This window comes from Haloferax volcanii DS2, assembly GCF_000025685.1.
Lineage (GTDB): Archaea > Halobacteriota > Halobacteria > Halobacteriales > Haloferacaceae > Haloferax > Haloferax volcanii.
This window is the reverse complement of record NC_013967.1, coordinates 815,958-841,015: the sequence shown is the minus strand read 5'-3', so window position 1 is coordinate 841,015 and position 25,058 is coordinate 815,958. Positions and strand designations below refer to the sequence as shown.

Here is a 25,058-nt window from a genome sequence, read left to right as displayed (position 1 = left end):
TACGGAAGAATGCGTTCGAAAGCCCACCGCGCCGGTGTAGCTCAGTTGGCAGAGCGATTCCTTCGTAAGGAATAGGCCGAGGGTTCAAATCCCTCCACCGGCTTCTACTGTTTCCTTCGCCATCTCCGAACTCAACCCCGGAGACGAAGGTCTCCGATTCGGAGGTGGTCTCGCGCGACTGCCCCGCGTGCGAGAGCGAGACCTGATTTCGTGGCGGACGTTCCTCTTTGATCCCACAAGGGACCCTCAGAAACTAGTTTTCTGACCCACCATTCATATCTGTCGCTTGAGCAAACTCACCCAGACTCATCTGGTTTGCCTCATCCCCGTCAAGATAATCTCTCACTCGAGTCTGTTCCAGTTGCGTTTGGACCTGCAATAAATTCCCGAGATGATGGGTGCCGAAGACAAACATCCCATCAGAGTTTTGCCGGCAGCCCCCAATCTTTCTCAAAAATCGTAATGCATCCCGAACTTTCTCGAGTGGAATCTCCCTATGACGGTAGCGTTCTATGACATCCGACGGTGAGATCGCGATTCGGTCGTCCTTCCCCAAATTATTCAAAACAAGGTCATGTGCGATAGAATACGCAAGTATCTCTCGATTCGCGTTCTCAGTCAGGTAGATTTTCTTATCAACTAACTTCGGGAGTTGGATGCCTTCGCGAAGAAGTGAGTCAAGATCACTACTCTCAAATCCACCTTCCTCAATTTTAAGTACACCTCCTTTGCCTTGAGAAAGAACAGTACAGTACTGGCTTAGTTCGTTTAGTGCATTCAAGCAACCTGAAGCAGTTCGACACTCATCGAGGAAGTCAGAATAGTAGACGATAACTGGCTCAACACTGCTCAGGTCGTTTGGATCGAACTGTCCTTCAAACTCGGCATCGCGAAGGAAATCAACTACACTCTCGTAACTGAGGTCGTCACACCGCTCCGTCTGCTGAATATCTCGGTTGTTGATATTCGTTCCAGACTCAGTACTTCACAAAGCCGTTTAGTTAGAAGGTCTGCTTGCAGAAGGTGTGTCTAAAACCCAGCAAGCAGACGATGAAATCCACGAGGACCAGCTCCTTAACTTCCTCGTCAACTCTCTTGACGAGGAAGTTGCTCTCTCACTCGCTGAAAACGCTGAACTCGATGCTGAAGACATCTACGAGGTCCTCGTCGGCGCCTGCGCCGACGGGACCTCGGTCTCAACGCTCTGTGAGAGAAGCGAAGATGCACCCCACGAAAACTCCGTTCTCTACCATCTCCGCACTAAATTCGATCTAGAAACGCTCGAACAGGTTGGCAACATGCTCCTCCAGAAAGACGTTCTCGACGTCCTTCCCCAGCAGGTGGAGGTCTGCGCAGACCTCCACCTGCGGCCCTACTACGGCGACGAAGACGATACAGACGGCCTGTATCACTCACAAGCGAAGCGTGGAACCACCGCGTTCCACGCGTACGCGACACTCTACGCGCGCGTGAAGAACAAACGCTACACGCTGGCGGTGCGCCGTCTCGAAGACGGCGACACCGCCAGCAGTGTCCTCGCAGAGTTCCTCGGTATTCTCGACGGCCTTGACCTCGGTGTCAAGGCCGTCTATCTTGACCGCGAATTCTACGACAGCAAGTGTTTGACGCTGCTTCAGGCGCACAACCACGCCTACGTCATGCCGATCGTCCGCTGGGGACGGGCGATCAAGCGAGAACTCTCGGAAGGGTGGAGTCGCGTGATTCAGCACAGTCTGACAGCGAAACTCGACGGTCACAGCTGGACCGTCGAGTTTCCCGTCTACATCGACTGTACCTACCAGAACGGACGGTACGACGAACATGGCGTGGCGCGTCACGGCTACGCCGCTGACGCGCCGTTCATCAACTCACCACGAGACGCTCGATACCACTACGCGAAACGCTTCGGTATCGAGGCGAGCTACCGACTCTCCGAGCAAACGATTGCGACGACCTCGACACAAAATCCGGTTGTACGGCTGCTGTACGTCGTGGTGAGCTTGCTGTTACAGAACGTGTGGCGGTATCTGCACTGGGAGTACGTGGCGACGCCCCGCCGAGGCGGGCGTCGCCTCTGGCAGTGGCCATTCAAGGAGTTCATCAACATGATCCGACGGGCAGCGTGGACGGCCCTCGCGACGCGTCGGGCCGTCCCCGCGAACCGGCCACCGGACGACCGGTTCCACCGGTAACTCCCGTCCGGGCTAGCCAACGGTGGGAGTGGCGACGCTGTCGCGTCGGCGGCAGCCGCCGCCGACAGCGACGGCTCTCCGCCGATCCGTCCATGATTCTCTCGTCGAAACCGCCAGTCCAACCGCTCGGTCACAGAACTCATGCTTCAGAAACAGCTAGCCGAGGACGCTTTGTGAAGTACTGAGACTTGATCTCAATCAGAAGAGCGGTTTCACCATCGAACAGCACGAAGTCGGGTTCGGTTTCGATTTGTCGACGAGAGTCGGCAACCGTGACAAAATTCCCGACAAGCCGATAGCCTAAATCAAACAGCGCTTTGTGACCCGAGAGCCCATCGAAAGAACTGAAGAAGAGGTTGTAGGAATCAACCTCACGCTGCTGTTTGGCCCACTGTTCGGTCATCTTACGCCTTCAGCCTCCGAGAGTTCTTTTCTAGGGAATATGTCGAGTCGAACTCTTCAAACACTAAGCTACAGAAATCGCGGAACGTAGTAGATGTGGTATTCTCTTTTGCGTGGAGATAGATATCTTCATCTTCAACCGTGATCTCAAACGGCTCACCGGTGTCTTTGTCGAAGACGAAGTAATTACCGTGCTCCCAGACAGAATATCAGTACCTCACAAAGCATCCTCGGCTAGCTGTCTCTGAAGCCTGAATTCTGTGGCCGAGCGGTTGCATTGGCGGTCTCGACGACAGAATCATGGACGGATCGGCGGAGAGCCGTCGCTGTCGGCGGCGGCTGCCGCCGACGCGACAGCGTCGCCACTCCCACTGTTGGCTAGCCCGGCATGCGTTCTAGTTTAGTAGCGATCAAAGCCGAACTCACCTCGTTCAACCTGCTCACGTAACCGTTGCCTGTGTGGATTTGGATTACGCGACGCCCACAGCAACAGCTCGTCCAAATCCGGCAGTTCGTAGCCCAACTCGATCATGAGATACAACTGGATTAGATGACCGTGGCGTTCCACGGCGAGCGAACAGCGACGCCGAGGGAGCCGCGACGCCGACGAGTCGGCGTCTGCGGCGGCTTCGCCCTCTCGCTGTCTTGCCTCGAGCGACCGTAACTCATCCACGATTACACGACTCATCATCAACGAAATTGCGGCCATGATGATCAGCGCCTCGATGATGTAGCCGTCGGTCGTCTTGATCTCGTCCAAGCCGAACCGCGACTTCAACTCCTTGAACAGCAGTTCGACCTCCCAGCGCGCCCGATAGAGCTGCGCGATATCGGGCGCGCTGTAGCTTTCTCTCGCCAGATTCGTCAGATACAGATGGTACTCTTCGCTCTCCTTGTTACGCAGGCCGACCAATCGGAACGACCGGGTCGCGCTGGCGCCCGACCCTCGTTTGCGCTCGAATGAAAGCGTGATGCGTACGTCGATTTCCTGTCGCTGCAGGTCCTCAAGGACGGCCTGCAGCGACTCTCCTTCCAGCGGAATGCTGTTGCCTCGCCACGTTCGCAGTTCTTCGACGATCTCGAAGTTCGCGTTGTCCTTCACCCGGGAGACGAACCACCCGCCGTTCTGGTCGATTCGGTCGAACAACCAGAAGTCGTAGAAGCCTAAATCGAGCAAGATGAGGGCGTCAGCTACCCACTCACCGGTGGGTAGCTGACTCCGTTCATGAGTCGTCCCATCGGTTGTCCGGAATCGTGTCGGGAGCCCAGTCGAGAGAGATTCGGTGAGGTGAAGTTTCAGTTCGGCTTGATGGTCGCCGGTTGCTGTGTAGATATCAGCGGCGTCCTGGTACAGCGAAACGATGGTTGCGTCAGCAATGAGGACGTCTCGAAAGCGTTCGAGACGGCCGTTCAAATCTTCTCGTCCGGTATCGAGATTCTCGATTGCGTCATCGAGAATCTCTCGAAGGAGTGCAACGAATCCTGGTTCGAACCAGTCGTGGAACGATGCGTAGGAGAGTTCGTCACAGTCAGCCATCTCGACGTAGCGTTCGAGAAATGCTTGGAGAGAGCGGTCTGAGCCAGCAGCGAAGCCAAACGAGAGTGTGTAGAACAGCGCAACGATGTCGAATTTCCGCTCTCGTTGGACGAGATTCGTTGCGCGAGCGCGCTCGCGCAACTCATCAGAGGGAAACGCTCTTTGAATCCGGTCAACTATGACCGAATCCGGTGGGCTGTAGGTCATACTTCCCACCGGGTTTCTCAATCAGGTAGTTGCGACGATATCAAATCAACAGACAGCAACTGGATTCTTCGTTAAACTAGAACGGATGGCTAGCCCGGTCGGGAGTTACCGGTGGAACCGGTCGTCTGGTGGTCGGTTCGCGGGGACGGCCCGACGCACCGCGAGGGCCGTCCACGCTGCTCGACGGACCATATTGATGAACTCCTTGAACGACCACTCCCAGAGGCGACGCCCCCCACGGCGGGGCGTCGCCACGTACTCCCAGTGCAAATACCGCCAGACGTTCTGTAACAGCAGGCTCACCACGACGTACAACAGCCGTACGACCGGATTTTGTGTCGAGGTCGTCGCGATACTTTGCTCGGAGAGTCGATAGCTTGCCTCGATACCGAAGCGTTTCGCGTAGTGGTATCGAGCGTCCCGTGGTGAGTCGATGAACGGCGCGTCAGCGGCGTAGCCGTGACGCGCCACGCCATGTTCGTCGTACCGTCCGTTCTGGTAGGTACAGTCGATGTAGACGGGAAACTCGACGGTCCAGCTGTGACCGTCGAGTTTCGCTGTCAGACTGTGCTGAATCACGCGACTCCACCCTTCTGAGAGTTCTCGCTTGATCGTCCGTCCCCAGCGGACGATCGGCATGACGTAGGCGTGGTTGTGCGCCTGAAGCAGCGTCAAACACTTGCTGTCGTAGAATTCGCGGTCAAGATAGACGGCCTTGACACCGAGGTCAAGGCCGTCGAGAATACCGAGGAACTCTGCGAGGACACTGCTGGCGGTGTCGCCGTCTTCGAGACGGCGACACCGCCAGCGTGTAGCGTTTGTTCTTCACGCGTGCGTACAGTGTCGCGTACGCGTGAAACGCGGTGGTTCCACGCTTCGCTTGTGAGTGATACAGGCCGTCTGTATCGTCTTCGTCGCCGTAGTAGGGCCGCAGGTGGAGGTCTGCGCAGACCTCCACCTGCTGGGGAAGGACGTCGAGAACGTCTTTCTGGAGGAGCGTGTTCCCGATTTGTTCGAGCGTCTCGAGGTCGAACTTGGTGCGGAGATGGTAGAGAACCGAGTTTTCGTGAGGTGCATCTTCGCTTCTCTTGCAGAGTGTAGAGACCGAGGTCCCGTCGGCGCAGGCGCCGACGAGGACCTCGTAGATGTCTTCAGCATCGAGTTCAGCGTTTTCAGCGAGTGAGAGAGCAACTTCCTCGTCAAGAGAGTTGACGAGGAAGTTAAGGAGCTGGTCCTCGTGGATTTCATCGTCTGTTTGCTGGTTGTTGGACACATCTTCAGCAAGCAGACCTTCTAACTAAACGGCTTTGTGAGGTACTGAGACTCATAGTCGCACCGCGTCCAGAGTAGCCCACGCATGAAAGACGGCGAGTTAGACTCGATAGACAGGCGCATCCTCCACTACCTCCAGCAGGACGCCCGAGGAACGTCGTCCAGCGACATCGCGGAGAAACTCGGTCTCTCGTCGAGCACCGTCAGAACGCGACTCAGCAGACTCGAAGACACCGGCATCGTCCGCGGCTACCACGTCGACATCGACTACGACCTCGCGGGCTACCCGCTCTACACGAAGATAATCTGTACCGCGCCCGTCCCGGAGCGCTCCGCGTTGGCGAATCGGGCGCGCGACGTCCACGGCGTGACCGCGGTTCGAGAGATAATGACCGGCGAGCGGAACGTGTACGTCAACGCCATCGGGACGGACCACGACGACCTCAATCGCATCAGCGAGGAACTGGACGGACTCGGCCTCGACATCGTCGACGAACAGCTCATCCGCGACGAGTTCGTCTGCCCGTATCACGGATTTCTCGACGAGGACGGCGCTGACCAGTAGGCGACCAGTATCTCGCGGTTGGCGACGACGCGGCGGCGACCGGGCCCGGAGCGCTCAGAACCCGATATGCGACGTCGAACTCGGGATGTCGTCGTCGTCGCCGTCGTCGCCGTCCTCGTCCTCGCCCGCCGCGCCAGCGGAGAGATAGGTGTACTCGTCGTCGGTCAGGAAGACGCCGCCGTCGGAGACCGCGATGTCCACGTCCGGCAGGCTGGTGCCCGCCGCCTCGCCGTTTTCGCACGCGCCGGAACAGGTGTCGAACATCGACCCGTGTTTCGGGCAGATAATCTCGCCGTCGCGCACCGCCGCGCCGGTCCCCCGGTCGAACCGCTGGTTCTCGTGGGTGCAGGTGTTCGGCCACGCTTCGATACCCGGCTCGTCGTCGCACCGAACGAGAATGAGTTCCGTCGGCCGCGAATACGCGTCCTCCGCGGTGAACAGATACGACCCGTTTTCGGGGACCTCGTCTACGGCCGCGACTCGGGTTCCATCGACCATCGGCCACAGCTATCGACCGAGCGAAAAAGTAGCTATCGACGACGCCGCGGCTGGCCCCGCATCGGGGGACGAACGCCGCATCGATGCCGATTACGCCGAGACGAAGCGGTCCCACACCGCCCGACAGTCGTTACAGAGGAACCTCGTGAACTCGTCTACCGCGTGTTTCCGGACCGTCGTGTCTCGTCCGCACCGTTCACACCACATACTCACTCGTTCGGGAGACTGTCGTACTGTTATGAAGCTCATAGTCGCTGACTCGACGCTCGCGCGATTCGGAGCGAGAGCCCGAACCGGCGAGCGACCGGCTCAGTCGTTCTCGTCGAGGTTCACGCCGCAGACGCCCGCCTCGTCGCCCATCTTCTCCACGCCGGGGGCGAACCGACCCAACTCCCACGCGGGGTCGTGGCCGGTCTCGGCGCGGTGTTCTTCGATTCGGAGGCGCGCGTCAGCGAGCTTCGAAAAGCGCTCTTCGAGCCCGCACGTCGGACAAGCGACCGTCGCACGAGGGGTCGACATCACTCGAAGGGAACACGCCAGTCGAGATAGTTCCGTCGGGTCAGTCCGCGGAGGACGGCGAAAAAAGCGGTCGCTTGCGCACGGCGGTCAGCCCATGACGAGGCTCATCCACCGGTTGCGCCGCACGAACTCCATGTTTTCGAGGTAGGCGTCGACACCGAGGATGCGGCCCGCGCCGAACGCGCCGAGACCGAACAACAGCACCGCGTAGACGATGTGGTCGTCGACGACCCAGCCGTGAGCCAGCGGCAGGCCGGCGAGGATGCCGCCTTCGAGCGCCGCCGCCCAGTAGAACAGCATCATGACCGCGCCCCAGAAGGCGCTGAAGCGAACGAACGCGCCGAGGATGAGCGCCAGTCCGGCCAGCGTCAACCCCCACATGTTCAGCATATCGGTGAGCGGACTCCCTGCCATCGAACTCCACAGTCCCATGAGGGGGTTCCCCTCGGGAATCGCGTTGGCGAGGTAGCCCGCCGCGGTCCAGTTGTTCGAGGGGTCCGAATCCAGGTAGGTTACGAGCTTCGTGATGCCGCCTTGGAACAGCGTCCACCCCATCACCACTCTGAGCAGAAACAGCGAGTAGCCGACCCAGCGCTCCGAGTAGTCGAACCGCACCGCTCGTCCGAACAGTTCCGTCTCTAGTGTACGACTATCCGTTGACATACGGAGGAAATATTTTCCGGCAAACTACAATAGTGTGTTGGGTAATCTCACGCAATGGTATCCGTCGTTCCGCCGAGGGTCACGCCGCTTATCACCGACGGCGACAGAACACGGACATGCTCACCTTCATCGGCCTCGGTCTGTACGACGAGCGCTCGGTCCCCGTCGAAGGGCGGGAGGCGCTCGCTGACGCCGACCGCGCGTTCGCGGAGTTCTACACGAGCCACCTCGTCGGCGCGACCGTCGAGGAACTCGAAGCCTACCACGATATCGACATCGAGGTCCGCGACCGCGCCGGCGTCGAACAGGACCCCGGACCGATACTCGACGCCGCGGAAGACGAACACGTCGTGTTCCTCACCGCCGGCGATACGATGATTTCGACCACGCACGTCGACCTGCGGCTCCGCGCCGAAGACCGCGGCATCGAGACGCGCCTCATCCACGGCGTGACCGCCCAGTCCGCCGCCAGCGGCCTGACCGGACTCCAGAACTACCGCTTCGGGAAGGCCGTCACGCTCCCGTTCCCGTACGTCCACGGCGGCGACCCCGTGCCGAAGAGCGTCGTCGACTCGCTCGAAGCGAACCGCGACCTCGGCTTGCACACGCTCGTCTACCTCGACATCAAGGTCGACTGGGAGGGCCGCCGCGGCGTTGAGGTCGACGGCGACCAGTACATGACCGCCGACTATGCGGCGGAGCTGTTCGCCGAACACTGGGACGCCGACGCCCTCGGCGTGGCCGTCTGCCGGGCCGGAAGTCCGGACCCCGTCGTCGCCGCGGACCGCCTCTCGGCGCTCGCGGAACGCGACTTCGGCGCCCCGCTCCACATGCTCGTCATCCCCGGCGAGGTCCACCACGTCGAAGCCGACGCGCTCTCGGCGCTCGGCGGCGCGCCCGAAGAACTGTTCGACGACGAAAACTGAACGTCACTCCGACGGCGTAATCAGTCGAGCCCTAACTCGTTTCTGAGGTCGTACTCGTCGCCGGTCACCATGTAGAGCACGTCCTCGATGACCGTGAGGAGTTCCGGCACTTCGTGGACGACGAGGTAGGTGACTCCCACGAGCGCGACGACCGCGAGCGCCTGACTGATGATGCGGTCGGAGATGAAAAACGACACCATGTACGGGTCCGACGAGCCGAAGAGGAACAGAACCTCGTCGACGAACAGGTGGAAGTACTGCTTGCCGACCGAGATGGCGATGAACGTCGTCCGAAGCAGGTTCAGCGCGTAGATGATGGGAACGGCGATGGCGAGCCCGCGGAGTTTCCGGCCCATCGGCGCGTCGACGGCGGCGATGAGGCCGGCGAAGATGGCGATGCTCCCGAGGCCGGTGCAGGCGAGGACGACCGAGATTTCGAGTCGGTGCGAGCCCTGCATCCACAGGAACGTGTTCAGATAGCCCTGATCACCGACAATCATCTGCGGCGTGTAGCCGAGTGATTCGATGAGGAAGCGCGTCTGCGCCGCGACGGTCTCCATGAGGACGCCGCGGGGCGCGGGGACGGTCGCCCCGAGGAGGGTAAACGCCGGAATCGTCTCGAACGGGAGGTAGACGACGCCCATGGCGGCGACGGCGCGCGAGAGGACGAACAGCGTGTCACGGCCGTTGTAGAGGAGCCAGCCGGCGTAGAGCGACGCCGGGACGGCCGCGATGGTCAACAGCCCCTCGATGTAGCTCTTGTGGACGAGCGTGAAATGCGGGATGAGTTGGAGCCAGAAGAGCGCGAACAACACCCACGCGGCAGTCATCACCCGCCGGCCGAGTTCGCGGTCTCGCCCGTTTGCGACCGCGCCGGCGACGAAGGTTCCGATGACCACCCACGCGAGGATGTCGGAGAGGAGACCGGGCATACGTACTGGATGCGGTGGACCGATTAAATCCCTTGCCGTTCCGGACGCCGACTGCCGGTGCGAGCCGGCGGTCCGAATCCGCAGTGCCGCCGCTGTCTCGACAGTCGGGAGCGACGAGAAAACGAGACGCCCGGGGCGTCAGACTCGACGCGGGTTACTCCGGCGACTCGAAGTCGGCCGGGATGACCTCGATTTCGTGGCCGTCGGGGTCCTTCGTGAACGCGAACATGTCGTCGCAGGACTCAGGGTCGCGGTAGTCTTCGGCCTCGCGCTCCATGAGCGTCTCCCAGTAGTCGTGGAGGTCGTCGGCGCCGACGGCGAGGTGGCCCCACGCGTCGCCCATCTCGTAGCTCCGGCCGTCGTAGTTGTAGGTGAGTTCGACGGCCATCGCCTCCTCGGCCGCGCCCTCGGGCTTCATGAAGTAGTTCGCGAAGGTGTCGGACTCCCAGCGACCGGTGTGTTCGTAGCCGAACTTGCGGGTCCAGAAGCCGAGCGCCTCGTCGGCGTCCTCGACGCGAATCATCGTGTGGTCGAGGCTCCACTTCGCGCCGTGGTCGCGCTTGACGATTTCGACCTCGTGGCCGTCGGGGTCCTTGACGAACGCGTAGCGACCGCCGCAGGACTCGGGGTCGCGGTAGTCCTCGACGCCCTCGTCCATCAGCTGCCGGTAGGAGGATTCGAGTTCGTCCTCGGGGACGCGGACTGCGATGTGACCCCAGGCGTCGCCCATCTCGTAGGTGTTGTCGCCGTGGTTGTAGGTGAGTTCGAGAACCGCGCCCTCCTCGTGGAGGTCCTCGGGGCCGAGGTAGACGTTGGTGAACGTGTCGGCCTCCCAGCGACCCTTCTCCTCGTAGCCGAGATGGGTCGTGTACCAGTCGAGCGACTCCTCGAGGTCTTCGACGCGAATCATCACGTGGTCGAGGGTTCCGGACATACCCGAGTGATGTGTCGCGCCGGCGAAAAACGTACCGAACGCGGAAGCCACCGTCGATGGTTGGCACACGCCGTCTACGGGAGTTTCCGGCCCGTTACGAGATACATAAGTACCACCCGAAGTTACGATTCGGCAGTGTTCCCGGTCCCCAACCCCGTTCGCCTCCTCATCCTCGGCATCGGGCTCGCGCTCGCCCGTCTCGGTCTCCTCGACCGCGAGCGCGCCGTCCGCATCGCCGACCTCTCGTGGCCCCGCGTCGTCACCGGTCTCGCCCGGATGTCGAAGAACGCCGTCGACGTGGCGATGGTGGGTATCGCCTCGGGGACCGTCGCCATCACCGGCGTCGGGTTCGCCGGGCCGTACTGGGGACTCGCCTTCGCACTCGGCGGCGGTATCGCCGGCGGAACCATCGCGCTCGTCTCCCAGCGGTTCGGCGCGGACGCGATTGACGAACTGGGGCTCGCGGTGCGGTCGAGCGCGCTCTTGACCGTCGTCGCCACGCTCCCGGTCACGACCGTCTTCTGGCTGTTCCCTACCGAACTCATCTCCGTGCTGAGCAGCGACCAAGGGGCCATCGAACTCGGCGCGGCGTACCTCCGAATCGTCGGCCTCGGCGTCCCCTTCGCCGGTCTGAACCTCATCGGGAGCCGCGTTCTCGTCGGCAGCGACGACGCCTACACCGCGATGACGCTCCGTGCGAGCGGTGCGGTCATCAACATCGTTCTCAACGCGGTGCTCATCTTCGGTCTCGACCTCGGCGTGGAGGGGGCGGCGCTCGGAACCGTCCTCTCGAACGTCGTCGTCACCGGCGCGTTCGCGGTCGGTCTGTCGCGGGGGTCGCTCCCCGGCGTGGGCGCGTTCCCCGTCGTCGTCGACCCGTTCGGCCCCTTCCTCGACACCGAGACGATACGCGACCTCGTCAAAATCGGCGTCCCCGTCATGGGTCGGAGCCTCGTCTGGACGGTCGCGGAGTTCCCGATGCTCGCCATCCTCGACAGCTTCGGACCCGACGTGGTCGCGGCGTTCGTCATCGCCCGCCGCATCTGGGGGCTCATGAACACCCCCGGCTGGGGCTTCGGGCTGGCGTCGTCGAGCCTCGTCGGACAGGCGCTCGGCAAGGACGACGAACAGACCGCCGAGGCCTACGGCAACGAGGTCATCCGGTTCGCCGTCGCCACGTACCTCGTCTCGGCGGCGCTCGTGGCGATATTCGCCCGCCCCATCGTCCTCGGGTTCGTCGATAACCCGGCTGACCCGGCGGTCCCCATCGCCATCGACCTCGTCTACGTCGCCTGTATCGCCGTCATCTTACAGGGCGTCTCCGGCGGCTCCGCGGGCCCGCTCGACGCCAGCGGCGACACCCGCTGGACGTTCGGCAGCCAGTTCGTCGGGATGTTCCTCGGGTCGATTCCGCTCACCTACATCGGCTCTATCACCTCGCTCGGACTCACCGGGCTCTACTTGGCGTTCTTCGCCGAGACGACGATTCCGGCGGTACTGAACTACTACCGGTTCAAAACCGGGACGTGGAAGGTAGTGAGTCGGGGCTACCGACCGAAGACGGCCGCAGACGACTAAGCGAGAGGAGAGCGGACGCGTCGTTCGGTTTTGTGTGTTGCGCTCAGCGCGAGGAGCCGTCGGCGTCGCGCTCGTTCGCGCGTGACCAGTACAAGAACCCCGCCACGGCCCACAAGAGAACGGTCCCGACCGGCCACGCGGTTCGACCGGGTTGGACCGAAAAGCCGCGGGCGACCTCCAACTGGGTCACGCCGGCGAGGGCGAGCCCGGCCGCGGTGATCCGAACGTCCTCGCGGCCGAACAGGACGCCCGAGAGCGCGCTTCCGAGCGCGACGAGGTAACAGGCGACGCCGACCGGCCAGACGAGGATGTAGTCCGGAAGTCCCATCGTAAAGCGCAGGAAGAAGTCGGTGATGGTCGTCACGCTCCCCGTCGCGGGGCCGACGAGCCCCCACGGGAACAGGAGCGTGGCGCTCCCGGTGGTGAACGTCTGGACGGACCACGGGACGAGACCGAGGACGAAGACGAGGAGTAGCCGGAGGCGGCGACGCGCGGGCGACCGCGACGCCGACCGGGGCGCCGAGTCGGTCGTCACCGCTGGGCGATGATGCGGAGCACGTCCTCGTCGGCGAGGACGTGGTCGCGGCCGACCTGCTGGTCGTCGTGTTTCGCGCTCGGGCCGGAGACGCGGGCGAACCGGAACCGCTCGTCGAGTTTGGCACCGAGTTCGTGGATGGCGTCGTCGATGGTGTCGCCCCCCCGGAGGACGAGCGGTTCGTCGTAGTCGACGCCGCGGCCGGGTTTGTCCATGTAGATGCGGATGAGCCCGAGCGCGTCCCAAATCTCCTCTTTGAGCGCGTCGAGGCCCTTCTCGGCCTCGGCGCTGATGAACGTCACCTCGTCGGGGTCGAGCCCGACTTCGCGGAGGTTCTCCTCGACCGTCGGGAGGTAGTCCTTGTCGATGAGGTCGGCCTTGTTGACGGCGACGATAGACGGCAGGTACACCCGGTTTTTCATGATGCCGTCGACGAGTTCGTCGATGGTCGTCTCGCCGCGGAGCGTCACCTCGGCGTTGACGAAGCCGTGCTCGCGGAGGATGCCCTTGATGGTCTCCTCTTCGAGGTCGACGCTGTCGCTTTTGGTGACGTTGATGCCGCCTTTCCCCTTCTTGTTGATAGAGAGGTTCGGCGGCGACGTGTCGAGACGAATCTTGTTGTTGTAAAGCTCCTGTTGCAGTCGCTCGTAGCGCTCGATTTCGAACACCGAGAGCATGAACACGACGATGTCGGCGGTGCGGACGACAGAGAGGACCTCCTTGCCGCCGCCGCGGCCGCCAGCGGCCCCTTCGATGAGGCCCGGCACGTCGAGTATCTGGATGTTCGCGCCCTTGTACTTCAGCATCCCCGGGTTGACGTTGAGCGTCGTGAACTCGTACTCGCCGGTCTCGCTGTCGGCGTTGGTGAGCGCGTTGATGAGCGTCGATTTGCCGACGCTCGGGAAGCCGACGAGCGCGACCGTCGCGTCGCCGGTCTTCTCGACGGCGTACCCTTGGCCGCCGCCGGCCGAACTCTGGTTTTCGAGTTTCTCTTTCAGTTCCGCGAGTTTCGCCTTCAGCCGACCGATGTGCGCCTCGGTCGACTTGTTGTACGGCGTGTTAGATATCTCCTCGCGGATATCTTCGATCTCCTCCTCCAGTCCCATCGTCAACAGTTCCGCCGCGTCCGTCGAAAAACCCTTTCCTTCCGCGCGGCGGATTCCGCCGGGCCGACGCGTCGGATATCGTGGCGGTCGCGCGTACGCGGGAAAACAAGTATCGGCACGGTTATACACGACCCCTTCGACCGCCCGATGAACACCGATGCCCGACCCCCGGACGCTTCGCGACAGCACGCAAATCGTGCTCCCCTGCGACCTCTTGGAAAGCGTGCGCGACGACCTCGAAGCGGAGTTCGTCGTCTCCGTCCACCGAGCGGACGGAGAGACGTGCCGGATTATCGGAAGCCCCGTCGAGATTCGCGCAGTCAGCGACTTCCTCGCCCGGCAGGGTATCTCTCTCCGCTAGTCTCGGTTCCGAAGGGCTTGTTACCACACAGTCCAACGGACGCGTATGGACGAAGCGCCGGGACTCTCCGACCAGTACCGCACGGCCAGTCCGTGGCCCGTGTTCATCGCGCTCGGGATACCCATCTCCGAGTTGGGTCTGCTGTTTGGCCTGTTTCCACTCGCCGTCGGCGGGCTGCTCCTGTTCGGCGGGAGCGTCATCGGCATCCTCAAGGAGTCCGGCTACGTCACCTCGACGATTCGCGCAGTCACCGCGCTTGCGGTCGTCTTCCTCGCGTTCGGCGCGGGGCTCGCGTTCACCGACATCGCCCTCGTGACCCGGGGCTACGCGGTCATCGCGGCCGCGATTCTGCTGGCGGTCGGCGGCGTCGTCTTCGAACTGTTCGTCCGCGAACAGCGACAGACGTTCTGACCGCCGTGGGCGACCCACGGGCGACCCCGCGGCCGTTCCCACTCCCCACAGTCGGACGAGAAACCAACAATCTATTTGAACGGCGTCCCCGAGTGTCTCGATATGGCAACCAAGACGTTCGACAAGGACACCATCCTCGACCTCACGGTCAACATGGTTCCGCTGGCCATCATCCTGTTTTTCGTGGTGGCGTTCACCTTCGTCAATCCGTTTGGGTTCGAATCGCTCACCTCGGGACTCCAGTACACGCTCCTCATCGCGCCGTTCGTGCTCCTCGCGGCGCTCACCTACCTCTCGGGGAAGGCCATCGCCGGCTCCGAGAAGGAAGGCACCGTCTACGCGCCGGGTCGGGCGACGGTCCCCGGTGCGAAGCCGCTTCACGAAGAAGAGAGCGAGGGAGCGGCCGAACTCGAAGAATCGCCGGCTGACGACGCCGTCGAAGCCGCGGACGAGACGGCTTAAAGCACCTCGAATCGCAGGGCGGTCCCGAATCTTTCATTACCCTGCACTACTCAGTCACTTCCATGGAGGTTAACGGACAGTTAGCACTGACGGTGCTCATGGGGGTCTTCCTCATCGCCGTCGCCGCGTGGCTCGCGCGGGTCGAAGACTGGCGGTCGTACACTCCGCTCGCGGGCGGAGGGACGGTCGGTGGTACCGCAGAGCAGTACGTCTCGGAGGAGAAACCATCCGGGGTCATCCGTTGGTTGACGACGGTCGACCACAAGGACATCGGGATGCTCTACGGCGCATACGCGCTCGTCGCGTTCGCCGTGGGGGGTCTCATGGTCGTCCTGATGCGGATTGAACTGGCGGACCCGTCGATGACGCTTATCTCGAACACGTTCTACAACTCGTTGCTCACAAGCCACGGGATTACGATGCTGTTTTTGTTCGGGACGCCCATCCTCGCCGCGTTCTCGAACTACTTCATCCCGCTTCTCATTGGTGCCGACGACATGGCGTTCCCGCGTATCAACGCCATCGCGTTCTGGCTCCTGCCGCCGGCGGCGCTGCTCATCTGGGCCGGGTTCTTCCCCATCCCGGACGTCATCCCGGCGCAGACGGCCTGGACCATGTACACACCGCTTTCGGCCGGTGCCGGCTCCGGAAACCAGGTAAACGCCGGTGTGGACCTGATGCTTCTCGGCCTGCACCTCTCGGGTGTCTCGGCCACGATGGGTGCGATCAACTTCATTGCGACCATCTTCACGGAGCGTGACGAGAAGGTCTCGTGGGCCAACCTCGACATCTTCTCGTGGACGGTCCTCACCCAGTCTGGTCTCATCCTGTTCGCGTTCCCGCTCCTCGGTAGCGCGATTCTCATGCTGCTTCTCGACCGGAACTTCGGAACGATGTTCTTCTCGGTCGACGGCGGCGCAATTCTCTGGCAGCACCTGTTTTGGTTCTTCGGTCACCCCGAAGTGTACATCCTCGTGCTTCCCCCGATGGGTATCGTGAGCCTCGTGCTCCCCCGCTTTGCGGGCCGTCGCCTCTTCGGGTTCAAGTTCGTCGTGTACTCCACGCTCGCCATTGGTGTCCTCTCGTTCGGTGTCTGGGCGCACCACATGTTCGCGACGGGTATCGACCCCCGTCTCCGTGCGTCGTTCATGGCCGTCTCGCTCGCCATTGCGATTCCGAGTGCGGTGAAGACGTTCAACTGGATCACGACGATGTGGAACGGGAAGATTCGCCTCACGACGCCGATGCTCTTCTGTATCGGCTTCGTGTCGAACTTCATCCTCGGCGGCGTGACGGGCGTCTTCCTCGCGTCGATTCCGGTGGACCTCGTGCTCCACGACACCTACTACGTCGTCGGTCACTTCCACTACATCGTCATGGGTGCCATCGCCTTCGCCGGCTTCGCTGGCCTCTACTACTGGTTCCCCATCTACACCGGCCGGATGTACCAGGTCACGCTCGGTAAGTGGCACTTCTGGCTCTCGATGGTCGGGACGAACCTGACGTTCTTCGCGATGATTCTGCTCGGCTACGGCGGTATGCCGCGTCGCTACGCGACCTACCTGCCGCAGTTCGCGACGCTCCATCAGGTCGCGACGGTCGGCGCGCTCATCCTGCTCGTCGGACAGATGATATTCGTTTGGAACTTCGTCCAGTCGTGGCTCGAAGGTCGCAAGGTCGAAGACGGCGACCCGTGGGACCTCGCCGCCGACGACCTCACCACCGCCGAGTGGACCTGGTTCGAGCGCAAACTGGAGACGGCCGTCACCGACGGCGGCGAAGACGAGACCGAACTCGCCACCGACGGCGGGCAGACGGTCGACGACGCGGACGCGGACGCGAACTCCGCTGACGACGCGTAATCGACGCCGCTCGCTGGCGGTTCGGGTTATTTTTCGGACGCTGTTTTCGAGAGCGAGAGCGAACGCGCGCGACGACGCCGACTGTCCGTGCTCGCAGGCGGGGTGTCGCTCGATGCAGTCCGTATTCGAGCGCTCGTCAGCGCCGCCGCTCGCGGGCGACGGGAGTCACGACTGGAGAGAAGCGGCCGCTCTCGGCGGCGGCGACGCGGAAAAGCGGCGGGGGCTCAGACGACGAGGAGGATGCCCGTCGCGAGCATCAGTATCGCGATGGCCCCGAGCACGAGTCCGAGGATATCGGTATCCGACATACTCCGACCTTAGCGCGTGCGGCAAAAGGTGCATCGGTACGCCGGGGCCGCCGACCCGACGAGCCGAACGGAAACCCTAACAACGTCCGCTCCCGAACGTCGGCCGTGAGTTCGAACGTCGGCGGTCATCGCTTCGTCCTCGGGTTGTACGCCGCCCTCGTCGCCGTCGCCGGAGTCGCGGGCTACCTCACCGGGACGTTCGTCTCGGGTCTCAGCGCGCCCCGGTTTCTCTTCTTGGTGCCGTTTCCACCGACGCCGGCCGGTTTCGCGGCCTACGGCGCGCTGACCATCGCACTCGTCCTCGGCGTCCCGCTCGCGCTCGTCGTCTACGTCTCGGCCGGCCTCGACGACGCGGCCTAATTCAGCATTATCGTTCATCACAAATACTAAGCCCGACGACCGGGACGTGATAGTATGTACCACGTGGTAATCGGTGTCGATGACGACGCGGAACACGCGCTCGCGTGCGTCGAAGAGGTCGCGAAACTCCCCGGCGAACCCGACGAGAAGGAAGTGACGCTCGTCCACAGTTTCACCGACAACCCGAGCGGGGCGTCGGCGACGCAGATTCACTCGGTCCGGGAGGCCGGCGAGTTCCTCGAAGACCGCGGTATCGAGTACGACGTCAACGAGTCGTCGGGCGACCCCGCGGAGGTCATCATCGAGTTCGCAGACGAGGAGGACGCGGACCTCATCGTCACCGCCGGGCGGAAGCGCTCGCCCGCGGGCAAGGCGCTGTTCGGGAGCGTCACGCAGACGGTGATTCTGAACTCCGACCGCCCCGTCATGGTGACGGGGTCGACGAAGCGGAAACGCTAGTACACCCGGTCGAGGACGGCCGCGACCTCAGCGGGGGTCTGGCGGCCGGACGCTCGTTCTCGCAGTTCGCCGTCACGAACGCACAGGAGCGTCGGCGCAGAGTCGACGTCGAAGCGCCGACAGAACTCGTCGGCCGCCTCGCCGTCGACCCCCGCGACCGCGACCCCGTCTGGGACGCGGTCGAGGATGGCGTCGAGGTCCGCTTTCATCGCGTCGCAGGGCTCACAGAAGCGTCGCCACACGAGGACGACGGCGTCCGGGTGCGCCGCGAGGTACGATTCGAAGGAGTCGTCGTCGAGTTCGTCGAGGGCGTCCGGCACCGGCGACGACGGGGTTATCTCGACGAGCAGGCCCGCCATGACCAGAAGGAGGTCCTGGCCAACCGGCGCGTCGAGGAACGACTTGGCCGCGAGATAGGCCACCACGTCGGCTCTGGTGACGCCGAACTCGTCGAGTCGCGCCTCGACGTTCTCGGGGGCGACGCCGAAGAGCTCGGAGACGGTCCGGTGGAACTCCTCGGTCGAGACCGCCCCGTAGATGTCGTGGTAGACGGCGAGCGTCTTCTCGAACTCCGCCGTGGTCGAGAGCGTTCCGTCGGGCGCTTCGTCGACCGCGCCGGCGGCGATGAGCGTTTCGAGCGCGGTCTCGGGGTCGGCGTCGATGTCGGTCGCAGCCATCCTCAAACCCCCAGATACCGCTCGCGAGTCTCGTCGTCGTCGCGGAGTTCCTCGGCGGTCCCGTCGAAGACGATGCCCCCTTGGTCGATGACGTACGCGCGGTCCGCGAGTTTGATGGCCGCCGCGGCGTTCTGCTCGACGAGCAGGATGGTCGTGCCCGCGTCGCTGATGCGCTCGACCGCGTCCTCAACGTCCTCGATAATCTTCGGCGCGAGCCCCTCGTAGGGCTCGTCGAGGAGCAGCAGGTCCGTGTTCTGCTTCAGGGCGCGCGCGATGGCGAGCATCTGCTGTTCGCCGCCCGAAAGCGTCCCCGCGCGCTGGTCTCGCCGCTCGTCCAGTCGGGGGAACTGGTCGTAGACCTCCTCGGTCGACATCCCCTTGTGGCCGAACGACAGCGACCGGCCGAAGGTGTTCGACTTGTTGTTGACGACCTCCGCGAGGTGGAGGTTCTCGGCGACGGAGAGGTTCGGGAAGATGCGCCGCTCCTCGGGCACCAGCGAGATGCCCCGGACCGACACGTCTTCGGCGGGGACGCCCGTGATGTCGTCGTCTTTGAACCGGATAGTGCCCTCCCGTACTTCGGGCGGCGTCGCGCCGGCGATACACCGGAGCGTGGTGGTCTTGCCCGCGCCGTTGCGGCCGAGGAGCGCGCATATCTCGCCTTCCTCGACGCTCATCGAGAGGTCGCGGATGATGTGGCTCTCGCCGTAGTAGGCGTCGATGGCGTCGATTTCGAGGAGACTCATAGCTCGACACCCCCGAGGTAGGCCTCTTGGACGGCTTCGTTACCCCGAATCTCGTCGGGGGTGCCCTCGGCGATGATGCCGCCGCGGCTGAGGACGACGATGCGGTCTGAGATGCTGAAGACGATTTCCATGTCGTGTTCGACGAGGACGAACGTGAGGCCGTGGTCGCGTTTGACCTGCTCGATGAGGTCGACCGTCGACTTCGTCTCCTCGGGAGACATGCCGGCGGTCGGTTCGTCCATGAGGAGCAGGTCGGGCTCGCTCGCGAGTGCGATACCGATTTCGAGGCGACGCTTGTCGCCGTAGGGGAGGTCGGTCGCGATAGTGTCCGCGCGGTCCAACAGCCCGACCGAGTCGAGCGTGTCGCGGGCGACGCCGTGTACGTCCGTGAGGCTGTCGCGATGTCTCAGGAACTCGAAGCCGAACGCGCCGCGCTCGGCCGCCAGCGCCGCGATTTCGGCGTTCTCCCTGACGGTGAGGTCGGGGAAGATGGAAGCGGTCTGGAACGACTTCGAGACGCCGCGTTGGACCACCTGGTGCGGTTCGAGGCCGACGATTGACTCGCCTTTGAAGCGGATGTCGCCGCTGGTGGGGCCGAGCCGTCGCGTGATGAGGTTGATGAGCGTCGACTTCCCCGCGCCGTTGGGTCCGATGATGGAGACGCGCTCGTCCTCCTCGACGGTGAGGTTCACGTCGTCGGTGGCGACGAGGCCGCCGAACTCCTTGACGAGGTTCTCGGTTTCGAGGAGCGTCATCGACCGTCACCCCCGTTTCCGAAGCGCGAGCGGACGCGGTTCGCCGCCCTCGAACCGAGGTCGACCGCGAGTTCGCGGAGGCGGGTCAGGATGCCCCACAGGCCGTCGGGGACGACCCAGACGACCACGACGAAGACGAGGCCCAAGAGCAGGTGCCAGTAGAACCCGAAGTCCCGGACGAGCACGATGCCCGTGAAGGGAATCGTCAGCGCCTGAATGGTGCTGACGATGTTCTCGATGTAGAGGTACAGCCCCACGCCGAGAACCGGCCCGAACATCGAGCCCGCGCCGCCGAGGACGGTCATGACGACGATGTCGCCCGACTCCGTCCAGAACAGCGACTGGAGGGGGACGTACGCCCCGTGGATGGTAAAGAGGCTCCCGGCGATGCCGGCGAACGCGCCAGAGATGATGAACGCCATGAGCTTGTAGCGCCAGACGTTGAAGCCGACGAACTCGGCGCGCTGTTCGTTCTCGCGGATGGCGCGGAACACCATCCCGTACGGGGAGTTGAGGATGCGGTAGGCGACCGCGACCGCGCCGACGAAGAAAGCGCCGACGAAGGCGTACAGCCACGTCCCGAGGAGCATCCCGCCGACGGACGGGATGTCGGCTTCGAGGTGGATGACGCCGAGGAAACTACCGACCTCGACGCCGGTCAGGCCGTTTTCGCCGTTGGTCAGAAACGCCAGCGGCGACGCGGCCATGTAGTAGAACATCTGGGCGAACGCCAGCGTGAGGATGGAGAAGTAGATGCCGCTGCGGCGGAGCGACAGGAAGCCGAGCACCCACGCGAGCAACACGGCGAACAGCGTCCCCGAGACGACCATCACGATGGGGTCGCCGCTGACGTTCTTGGCGACGATGCCGGCGGCGTACGCTGCGCCACCCCAGAAGGCCGCGTGGCCGAACGAGAGCAGCCCGGTGTAGCCGAGAAGCAGGTCGAAGCCGATGGCGAAGATGCCCCAGATGAGGATGAGCGTCGCGAGGCTCTGGTAGCCCTGTAAAACCCCCGAGACGACGGGGGCACGGGCGAAGATGTACGGGAACACCGCGACGAGGATGGCCGTGATGCCGACGACCGTCCCCTCGCGGCCGCGGAGTTTCTCCCAACGACCGAACAGACTGCCGCCGACGAGCGCGTCTTTGGCGCTCGGGTTGGCGTCCTTCTCGCTCATGGGGCCACCTCCTCGTCGCCGAGCAGACCCTGCGGTCGCGTCAGGAGGACGATGGCCGCGATGGCGTACAGGCCGACCTGCGACCACGCGGGCGCGAAGGAGACGAGCGCAGCGGTCGTGAGACCGAAGACGATGCCGCCGACGACAGCGCCGGCGATGCTGCCGACCCCGCCGATGACGACCGTCAGGAACGCCGGGACGAGGATGTTCGTCCCGATAGTCGGGTTGACGACGTTCAGCGGGCCGCCGACGACGCCCGCCACCCCGGCGAGCGCCGCGCCGATGCCGAAGACGACGATGTACGGGCGGGTGATTTTGATGCCGAGGAGTCGGACCATCTCGGCGTCGCGGGTCCCGGCGCGGACGACGAGACCGAAGTCGGTGTACTCGACGAGCAGGTACACGAGCGCCACGAGGACGGCCGTGATGCCGATGACCCAGAGCCGCCACTGCGGGAAGTTACCGACGATGGGCAGCGCAATCGGGCCGGAGACGGGAATGCCGGCGAACGAGCCGACAGAGAGGATTCGCTCGGGCTGTTCGAACGGCAGGCTGTTGCTGCCGAACAGGACGCGAAACAGCTCCTGGACGACGATTGCGAGGCCGAACGTGACGAGAATCTGGTCGGTGTCGGGGCGGTCGTAGAACGCCCGCGCGAGGTACCGCTCCATCAGCAGGCCGACGCCGAAGACGAAAAGCGGGACGAAAAGCAGGGCGGCCAGAAAGCCGATGTCGAGCCCGAAGCTCGAAAAGCCCCACTCCGCTAGCTTCCCGTTCGAAAGCGGCACGTTCAGCGCGACGAACAGCCCCGCGTACGTGCCGACGAGATACAGCGCGCCGTGCGCGAAGTTGACGAACTTGAGCGTGCCGAGGATGATGGAGAGACCGACCGCCAAGAGGACGTAGATAGCCCCCTGCTGCAGCCCGTTGAGCAGGATGACGAGTACGTCCGACAGAAGGCTCATCGCCCCCCACCTCCGCCTCGGATGTTCGAAGCGCGAACTACCATAGGTATGCTAAACTTACTCATTTACGTGTGCGTGGTTGTCTGCGATTAACTTTCATTAAGATAACGGTGGGGGGAGTGTCTACTCGTAGGACCCGAGTTCACACTCGGCCGCCGGCCCGGCGTCGCACGCGTAGCCGAGGTCGTCGCGGCTGGTGATGTTGACGATGTTGAAGTACGTCCCCTCGCTCTGCTCGGAGGCGGGAAGCCCCTGGACGACCGGCACGTCTCGCTGCGCCTGGTGGTCACAGCCGCGCATCGTCTCCGAGCCCATCCCGATGTTGTCGTACTCGTAGTCTTCGAGTTGCTTGATGACCTCCGGCGGGTAGAACGTGCCCGCGCGCTCGACGGCGGCCGCGTACTGGAGCGTCTGTGCGTACGCCAGTTGAGCGGGCCCCGATGGCGTCCGGTCGTACTCGTCTCGGAACGCCTGCGTGAACTCCTGCGACGGCGTGTTGTCTATCTGCGAGTCCCACGCGACGGTGCCGTAGATTCCCTCTATCGCACCGCCCGCCGCCTGCGCCATCGGGCGGTTGTACAGCGGAACGATGATTTCCATGTCCTCGTCGATGCCGGCGTCGATGGCCTGCTGCATGGAGTTCGCGCCGTCGAGGCCGTAGTGGTTCAAGATGAGCACGTCCGCGCCCGAGCTCTGGGCCTCCGAGAGGTACGTCGAGTAGTCGGAGGTGCCGAGCGGGGTCGCGACCGACTCCACCTGCTCCCAGCCGGCCACGTCGGTCATGAACTGCTCCATCGACGCCTGCTGGGTCTGGCCCCAGCTGTAATCGGCGTAGAGCTGATAAAACTGCAAACCCTCGCCGTAGGCGTCGCGGACGACCGGCGCGAGCGCCTGTCCGGTCATGTAGGCGTTGAACATCTCCCGGAAGGAGTAGCGGACGCAGTCCTTTCCGGTGGTGTCGTTCGAGTGCGTCAGACAGCACATGAACATGACTTTCTCGTTTTGACACAGCCCTTGGACCGCGATGGCGACCGCCGAGGACGAGCCGCCCGAAATCATAATCGCGTCGTCGCGCTGAATCATCCCCGAGGCGGACTGTCGCGCCTGGTCCGCGTCCGTGGCCGTGTCCCCGTCCACGTGGTCGATAGTGTAGCCGAGCACGCCGTCGCCGGAGAGGTCGTCGAACTGCGAGTCGACCCAACCGCCGCCCTCGTTGAGGTGCTTCACCGCGAGCTGATAGGCTCGAAGCTCGTCTTCACCCTCCGAGGCGTACGGTCCCGACTGCGGGACGTTGAATCCGAACGTGGCCGTGTCGCCCTCGATGGGGAAGTTGCCCAGCGCCGGGTAGTCGTCGCCACCATCGCCGCCGTCACCGCCGCCGCCGTCGCTACCGCCGCCACCATCACCACCGCCGCCGTCGCCACCGCCGGTACACCCCGCCAGCCCTGCCAAGCCAGCGGTTCCGACAGCACCAGTCGCCTTCAACACATCTCGCCTATTGAGCGGCTTGCTATCCCGTGCCATAGACACATCGGCGGATACATCGTTAATAATAGTTATGTATTGATTCCCTAATATCTGTGTAATCAATCATTATATATTGGTGGGATCTACAACATGATATAAGGTGTCCGTCGTCCCGACCGGCGGTCGGCTCCCGCAGTGCCCACTCCGCGTCGCGGGACGTGTCACTGGCGCAAAATACGGGCCGGTGTCGGACTCGCCCCGCACAGTCGTTCGCCCCGTCAGGCATCGAGAGCGACGAGTCCGCCGTGCAGTCCGTCTCGTCGCGACGCACGCCGCACCAATCTCACCGCGTCGGCACCGGCGTGAGCGGCGCGAACGGCCGGCCGACAACTATCAGAATACTAGATATATATCCCCGGATAGCACCGTTTCAGCGCCGTTTCCGCGCGTTCGTTGACCAGTTAATCTCGTACCGTCGTGAATGTTCGATTTATAACTAACCCCGGAACGCGCGAACACCGATGCAGCCACGCCCGTGGCACCACTATGACAGACGACACGAACGACGGATTCAGACCGACTCGGCGCTCCGTGCTCCGACTCGGCGCGATGTCGGCGCTCGGCATCGGTATCGGCATCCCCGCGGTTTCCGGCTCGGTGGCGGCGACCATGTGTCCCAAGACACCCGGCTACTGGGCGAACAACCCGGATTACAGCAGCCCCACCGACAACTGGGCGGTCCTCGGTCCGAACGGTGACTCGAACTACGCCCTCCGCGGCGTCACGATGACCCACGACGAGTGGCGCGAGTTCCTCGTCGCGCCCACGAAGGGCGACAAGGCGAACATCATGGCGAAACACTACCTCGCAATCGTCCTCAACCTCCGGAACAGACCGGGCGACGACCCGGGCTGCACGAGCGACGGCGCGACCATCCAGTACGGCGACTACGCGAGCTACACCATCGAAGAGGTCAAGAACATGGCCGGGAACTGGCTCGGTAACTCCGCGTGGTCGAACGGCGGCAAGCAAAAGAGCTGGTACGTCTCCGTCGGCGGCGACATGGTCGACGGCGAACCGCTCAAAGACACCCTCGACGCGTTCAACAACGACCCCGGGTCGCTCGGCCTCGACTGCCCCTGCAACGACCGCTGAACCGTCCCCTCCTCGAAACGAGACGC

26 protein-coding genes, 1 tRNA gene and 1 pseudogene are annotated in these 25,058 nt (G+C 63.3%); 12 read left to right on the top strand and 16 right to left on the bottom strand.

Annotated features, from left to right (window positions below):
• Window positions 1–30: 30 nt before the first annotated feature.
• Window positions 31–103, top strand: a tRNA-Thr gene (locus tag HVO_RS09140).
• 922 nt (window positions 104–1,025) lie between these two features.
• Window positions 1,026–2,192, top strand: coding sequence for an ISH3 family transposase (locus HVO_RS09130; protein WP_013035066.1), 1,167 nt, complete (start codon window positions 1,026–1,028; stop codon window positions 2,190–2,192).
• Between the two features lie 139 nt (window positions 2,193–2,331).
• Here HVO_RS09130 and HVO_RS09125 read toward each other — a convergent pair whose 3' ends face one another.
• The 3 genes and pseudogenes from HVO_RS09125 to HVO_RS09115 all read right to left on the bottom strand — a co-directional run bounded on the left by HVO_RS09125 (window position 2,332) and on the right by HVO_RS09115 (window position 5,611).
• Window positions 2,332–2,595 (bottom strand): hypothetical protein, encoded by a 264-nt coding sequence (locus tag HVO_RS09125; RefSeq protein WP_004044017.1) that lies wholly within the window; start codon window positions 2,593–2,595, stop codon window positions 2,332–2,334.
• Between the two features lie 399 nt (window positions 2,596–2,994).
• Complete coding sequence (locus HVO_RS09120) at window positions 2,995–4,347, bottom strand: IS4-like element ISHvo11 family transposase (protein ID WP_013035119.1); 1,353 nt, start codon at window positions 4,345–4,347, stop codon at window positions 2,995–2,997.
• A gap of 96 nt (window positions 4,348–4,443) precedes the next feature.
• Window positions 4,444–5,611, bottom strand: a pseudogene (locus tag HVO_RS09115) (ISH3-like element ISH51 family transposase).
• Between the two features lie 84 nt (window positions 5,612–5,695).
• Between HVO_RS09115 and HVO_RS09110 the strand changes: the two are divergent.
• A complete protein-coding gene (locus HVO_RS09110) occupies window positions 5,696–6,175 on the top strand; it encodes an Lrp/AsnC family transcriptional regulator (protein ID WP_004044018.1) in 480 nt (159 codons plus the stop codon).
• 54 nt (window positions 6,176–6,229) lie between these two features.
• On the opposite strand, the gene HVO_RS09105 is transcribed toward HVO_RS09110, so the two are convergent.
• From HVO_RS09105 to HVO_RS09095, 3 genes are all read right to left on the bottom strand, one after another.
• Entirely contained in the window at window positions 6,230–6,673 is a 444-nt protein-coding gene (locus HVO_RS09105) for a Rieske (2Fe-2S) protein (protein WP_004044019.1), read from the bottom strand.
• 309 nt (window positions 6,674–6,982) lie between these two features.
• The gene (locus tag HVO_RS09100; protein WP_004044021.1) at window positions 6,983–7,192 is read right to left on the bottom strand and encodes a DUF7542 family protein; all 210 of its coding nucleotides are present in this window, start codon (window positions 7,190–7,192) and stop codon (window positions 6,983–6,985) included.
• An 87-nt stretch (window positions 7,193–7,279) separates the two neighbouring features.
• Window positions 7,280–7,855, bottom strand: coding sequence for a DoxX family protein (locus HVO_RS09095; RefSeq protein WP_049914886.1), 576 nt, complete (start codon window positions 7,853–7,855; stop codon window positions 7,280–7,282).
• Between the two features lie 116 nt (window positions 7,856–7,971).
• Between HVO_RS09095 and dph5 the strand changes: the two genes are divergently transcribed.
• Window positions 7,972–8,781 carry a diphthine synthase gene (gene dph5 / locus HVO_RS09090; RefSeq protein ID WP_004044023.1) on the top strand — a complete coding sequence of 270 codons (810 nt, stop codon included), beginning with the start codon at window positions 7,972–7,974 and terminating at the stop codon, window positions 8,779–8,781.
• 20 nt (window positions 8,782–8,801) lie between these two features.
• Here the strand turns inward: dph5 and artA are convergent, their stop codons facing one another.
• Window positions 8,802–9,713 (bottom strand): archaeosortase A, encoded by a 912-nt coding sequence (gene artA / locus HVO_RS09085; protein WP_004044024.1) that lies wholly within the window; start codon window positions 9,711–9,713, stop codon window positions 8,802–8,804.
• A 154-nt stretch (window positions 9,714–9,867) separates the two neighbouring features.
• Window positions 9,868–10,647 carry a VOC family protein gene (locus HVO_RS09080; RefSeq protein WP_013035603.1) on the bottom strand — a complete coding sequence of 260 codons (780 nt, stop codon included), beginning with the start codon at window positions 10,645–10,647 and terminating at the stop codon, window positions 9,868–9,870.
• A 135-nt stretch (window positions 10,648–10,782) separates the two neighbouring features.
• Here HVO_RS09080 and HVO_RS09075 point away from each other — a divergent pair, with 135 nt between their 5' ends.
• Window positions 10,783–12,225 (top strand): MATE family efflux transporter, encoded by a 1,443-nt coding sequence (locus HVO_RS09075; protein ID WP_004044026.1) that lies wholly within the window; start codon window positions 10,783–10,785, stop codon window positions 12,223–12,225.
• Between the two features lie 43 nt (window positions 12,226–12,268).
• Here HVO_RS09075 and HVO_RS09070 read toward each other — a convergent pair whose 3' ends face one another.
• Window positions 12,269–12,760, bottom strand: a complete 492-nt coding sequence (locus tag HVO_RS09070; protein WP_004044027.1) for a TIGR04206 family protein — start codon at window positions 12,758–12,760, stop codon at window positions 12,269–12,271.
• On the bottom strand, window positions 12,757–13,866 hold the full coding sequence (locus tag HVO_RS09065; protein ID WP_004044028.1) for an OBG GTPase family GTP-binding protein: 1,110 nt from the start codon (window positions 13,864–13,866) through the stop codon (window positions 12,757–12,759). Before HVO_RS09065 ends, HVO_RS09070 begins: the two co-directional genes overlap by 4 nt.
• Before the next feature lie 157 nt (window positions 13,867–14,023).
• Between HVO_RS09065 and HVO_RS09060 the strand changes: the two genes are divergently transcribed.
• The 6 genes from HVO_RS09060 (at window position 14,024) to HVO_RS09035 (ending at window position 18,089) form a co-directional block, all read left to right on the top strand.
• The gene (locus tag HVO_RS09060) at window positions 14,024–14,227 is read left to right on the top strand and encodes a VNG_1110C family protein (RefSeq protein ID WP_004044029.1); all 204 of its coding nucleotides are present in this window, start codon (window positions 14,024–14,026) and stop codon (window positions 14,225–14,227) included.
• Window positions 14,228–14,272: 45 nt separating this feature from the next.
• A complete protein-coding gene (locus HVO_RS09055; RefSeq protein WP_004044030.1) occupies window positions 14,273–14,638 on the top strand; it encodes a DUF7541 family protein in 366 nt (121 codons plus the stop codon).
• A gap of 102 nt (window positions 14,639–14,740) precedes the next feature.
• On the top strand, window positions 14,741–15,100 hold the full coding sequence (locus HVO_RS09050) for a DUF6684 family protein (protein WP_004064260.1): 360 nt from the start codon (window positions 14,741–14,743) through the stop codon (window positions 15,098–15,100).
• A 98-nt stretch (window positions 15,101–15,198) separates the two neighbouring features.
• The gene (locus HVO_RS09045) at window positions 15,199–16,962 is read left to right on the top strand and encodes a cbb3-type cytochrome c oxidase subunit I (protein ID WP_004044032.1); all 1,764 of its coding nucleotides are present in this window, start codon (window positions 15,199–15,201) and stop codon (window positions 16,960–16,962) included.
• A gap of 413 nt (window positions 16,963–17,375) precedes the next feature.
• Window positions 17,376–17,630, top strand: a complete 255-nt coding sequence (locus tag HVO_RS09040; protein WP_004044033.1) for a DUF7520 family protein — start codon at window positions 17,376–17,378, stop codon at window positions 17,628–17,630.
• A 54-nt stretch (window positions 17,631–17,684) separates the two neighbouring features.
• Window positions 17,685–18,089 (top strand): universal stress protein, encoded by a 405-nt coding sequence (locus tag HVO_RS09035; RefSeq protein WP_004044034.1) that lies wholly within the window; start codon window positions 17,685–17,687, stop codon window positions 18,087–18,089.
• Here HVO_RS09035 and HVO_RS09030 read toward each other — a convergent pair.
• The 6 genes from HVO_RS09030 to HVO_RS09005 all read right to left on the bottom strand — a co-directional run bounded on the left by HVO_RS09030 (window position 18,086) and on the right by HVO_RS09005 (window position 23,862).
• Window positions 18,086–18,766, bottom strand: coding sequence for a thioredoxin family protein (locus HVO_RS09030; RefSeq protein ID WP_004044035.1), 681 nt, complete (start codon window positions 18,764–18,766; stop codon window positions 18,086–18,088). The two genes, HVO_RS09035 and HVO_RS09030, sit on opposite strands and share 4 nt — an antisense overlap.
• A 2-nt stretch (window positions 18,767–18,768) precedes the next feature.
• Window positions 18,769–19,512 (bottom strand): ABC transporter ATP-binding protein, encoded by a 744-nt coding sequence (locus HVO_RS09025; protein ID WP_004044036.1) that lies wholly within the window; start codon window positions 19,510–19,512, stop codon window positions 18,769–18,771.
• Window positions 19,509–20,267, bottom strand: a complete 759-nt coding sequence (locus tag HVO_RS09020) for an ABC transporter ATP-binding protein (protein ID WP_004044037.1) — start codon at window positions 20,265–20,267, stop codon at window positions 19,509–19,511. The genes HVO_RS09025 and HVO_RS09020 overlap by 4 nt, the downstream gene beginning before the upstream one ends.
• Complete coding sequence (locus HVO_RS09015) at window positions 20,264–21,445, bottom strand: branched-chain amino acid ABC transporter permease (protein ID WP_004044038.1); 1,182 nt, start codon at window positions 21,443–21,445, stop codon at window positions 20,264–20,266. Before HVO_RS09015 ends, HVO_RS09020 begins: the two co-directional genes overlap by 4 nt.
• Window positions 21,442–22,410 (bottom strand): branched-chain amino acid ABC transporter permease, encoded by a 969-nt coding sequence (locus tag HVO_RS09010; protein ID WP_004044039.1) that lies wholly within the window; start codon window positions 22,408–22,410, stop codon window positions 21,442–21,444. The genes HVO_RS09015 and HVO_RS09010 overlap by 4 nt, the downstream gene beginning before the upstream one ends.
• A 123-nt stretch (window positions 22,411–22,533) precedes the next feature.
• Window positions 22,534–23,862 carry a substrate-binding protein gene (locus tag HVO_RS09005; RefSeq protein ID WP_004044040.1) on the bottom strand — a complete coding sequence of 443 codons (1,329 nt, stop codon included), beginning with the start codon at window positions 23,860–23,862 and terminating at the stop codon, window positions 22,534–22,536.
• A 561-nt stretch (window positions 23,863–24,423) separates the two neighbouring features.
• On the opposite strand from HVO_RS09005, the gene HVO_RS09000 reads away from it, so the two are divergent.
• Entirely contained in the window at window positions 24,424–25,032 is a 609-nt protein-coding gene (locus HVO_RS09000) for a hypothetical protein (RefSeq protein ID WP_004044041.1), read from the top strand.
• The last annotated feature ends 26 nt before the right edge of the window (window positions 25,033–25,058 follow it).

Bases quoted from the DNA above. Each gene is read 5' to 3' on its own strand.
- HVO_RS09125 (WP_004044017.1), bottom strand. From the start codon at position 2,595: ATGACCGAACAGTGGGCCAAACAGCAGCGTGAGGTTGATTCCTACAAC.
- HVO_RS09110 (WP_004044018.1), top strand. From the start codon at position 5,696: ATGAAAGACGGCGAGTTAGACTCGATAGACAGGCGCATCCTCCACTAC.
- HVO_RS09105 (WP_004044019.1), bottom strand. From the start codon at position 6,673: ATGGTCGATGGAACCCGAGTCGCGGCCGTAGACGAGGTCCCCGAAAAC.
- HVO_RS09100 (WP_004044021.1), bottom strand. From the start codon at position 7,192: ATGTCGACCCCTCGTGCGACGGTCGCTTGTCCGACGTGCGGGCTCGAA.
- HVO_RS09095 (WP_049914886.1), bottom strand. From the start codon at position 7,855: ATGTCAACGGATAGTCGTACACTAGAGACGGAACTGTTCGGACGAGCG.
- dph5 (WP_004044023.1), top strand. From the start codon at position 7,972: ATGCTCACCTTCATCGGCCTCGGTCTGTACGACGAGCGCTCGGTCCCC.
- artA (WP_004044024.1), bottom strand. From the start codon at position 9,713: ATGCCCGGTCTCCTCTCCGACATCCTCGCGTGGGTGGTCATCGGAACC.
- HVO_RS09080 (WP_013035603.1), bottom strand. From the start codon at position 10,647: ATGTCCGGAACCCTCGACCACGTGATGATTCGCGTCGAAGACCTCGAG.
- HVO_RS09065 (WP_004044028.1), bottom strand. From the start codon at position 13,866: ATGGGACTGGAGGAGGAGATCGAAGATATCCGCGAGGAGATATCTAAC.
- HVO_RS09060 (WP_004044029.1), top strand. From the start codon at position 14,024: ATGCCCGACCCCCGGACGCTTCGCGACAGCACGCAAATCGTGCTCCCC.
- HVO_RS09055 (WP_004044030.1), top strand. From the start codon at position 14,273: ATGGACGAAGCGCCGGGACTCTCCGACCAGTACCGCACGGCCAGTCCG.
- HVO_RS09050 (WP_004064260.1), top strand. From the start codon at position 14,741: ATGGCAACCAAGACGTTCGACAAGGACACCATCCTCGACCTCACGGTC.
- HVO_RS09045 (WP_004044032.1), top strand. From the start codon at position 15,199: ATGGGGGTCTTCCTCATCGCCGTCGCCGCGTGGCTCGCGCGGGTCGAA.
- HVO_RS09035 (WP_004044034.1), top strand. From the start codon at position 17,685: ATGTACCACGTGGTAATCGGTGTCGATGACGACGCGGAACACGCGCTC.
- HVO_RS09030 (WP_004044035.1), bottom strand. From the start codon at position 18,766: ATGGCTGCGACCGACATCGACGCCGACCCCGAGACCGCGCTCGAAACG.
- HVO_RS09025 (WP_004044036.1), bottom strand. From the start codon at position 19,512: ATGAGTCTCCTCGAAATCGACGCCATCGACGCCTACTACGGCGAGAGC.
- HVO_RS09020 (WP_004044037.1), bottom strand. From the start codon at position 20,267: ATGACGCTCCTCGAAACCGAGAACCTCGTCAAGGAGTTCGGCGGCCTC.
- HVO_RS09015 (WP_004044038.1), bottom strand. From the start codon at position 21,445: ATGAGCGAGAAGGACGCCAACCCGAGCGCCAAAGACGCGCTCGTCGGC.
- HVO_RS09010 (WP_004044039.1), bottom strand. From the start codon at position 22,410: ATGAGCCTTCTGTCGGACGTACTCGTCATCCTGCTCAACGGGCTGCAG.
- HVO_RS09000 (WP_004044041.1), top strand. From the start codon at position 24,424: ATGACAGACGACACGAACGACGGATTCAGACCGACTCGGCGCTCCGTG.